This window comes from Stenotrophomonas maltophilia group sp. RNC7 (assembly GCF_030910085.1).
In the GTDB taxonomy this organism is placed as follows: domain Bacteria; phylum Pseudomonadota; class Gammaproteobacteria; order Xanthomonadales; family Xanthomonadaceae; genus Stenotrophomonas; species Stenotrophomonas sepilia.
This window is the reverse complement of the sequence record NZ_JAVFVN010000192.1, coordinates 1-873: the sequence shown is the minus strand read 5'-3', so window position 1 is coordinate 873 and position 873 is coordinate 1. Positions and strand designations below refer to the sequence as shown.

The window sequence follows — 873 nt, the reverse complement described above, 5'->3', positions numbered from 1 at the left end:
CAAGCCAATTCATACGCAAGGTTCATCTTGGTTTTATGGTTCATCTATCCAATATGTATGTTATACCTAGCATGGCGAATAGAAAAGAAGTACAAGTCCTATGAGGAAAGGCAAAAGAAAAGCCCTATCGGCGGCAACCGAGTAAGGGCATAGAAAATTATTCTAACGGTATTATACCAAATTAAAGGGAGGAAATGCAAGTGGATAAAAAGACTTTGGAATATATGAAGGAGAGAGTTGATAGAGGAAGTCAAATTTTGAGAGATATCGAAAGGTTAAAAGAAAGAATAGGATACGCTAAAGAAGCACAGAAGGTTCAAATAGGTTGGATTGATCTTTCTATGAGTAGAAAAGAAAGTTGCGGTTTTGAAGAATATGCGCAAGCACAACTGGCTAAAACATTTATAGATTTAGCTAATGCAGAAATCCAGCGGTTAGAAGAAGAATTTGGGAGGTTGTAAAGATGAAAACATGGGAAATGATTAAGGAACTTATGGAGAATCCAAATAAGAGATTTAAGTACGATACAGGAGCAGAGTGGGGAATTGTAGGAAATAAAAATGGCTCAATTGTTCTTATAGATTGTTCTGTGAAGTTTTTATTAGGGGAACCTATAGAATTGAATGGCGGCTTCACGATTCAAGATTGGAGAGAAGTTAAGGAACCAGTTTCATGGCAAGAAGCATTTGTGGCAGGGTTGAAAGGTAAGAAGATTAAAGTAGATGGTCAAAGTCTAACATATCCAAATTTCGAAAGCCTGCATTTTGCATTAACTTATCTAAGCGAAAGACCCGACTACTTTGAAAATTTAATGCGCGGCAAATGGTACATAGATTAGGAGGTGTCCTATGACCGAGCAGGAGTTACAAGAGA

The 873-nt window shown here is 37.2% G+C and carries 2 protein-coding genes; both read left to right on the top strand.

Annotation, left to right across the window (positions count from 1 at the left end; translation table 11 throughout):
* Positions 1–200: 200 nt before the first annotated feature.
* Positions 201–461, top strand: a complete 261-nt coding sequence (locus tag RCF13_RS02445; protein WP_308140815.1) for a hypothetical protein — start codon at positions 201–203, stop codon at positions 459–461.
* A 2-nt stretch (positions 462–463) separates the two neighbouring features.
* A complete protein-coding gene (locus RCF13_RS02440; RefSeq protein WP_308140814.1) occupies positions 464–838 on the top strand; it encodes a hypothetical protein in 375 nt (124 codons plus the stop codon).
* Positions 839–873: the final 35 nt, after the last annotated feature.

What these genes read in the sequence shown, in the direction of transcription:
- RCF13_RS02440 (WP_308140814.1), top strand. Translation starts at nt 464, where the DNA reads ATGAAAACATGGGAAATGATTAAGGAACTTATGGAGAATCCAAATAAG.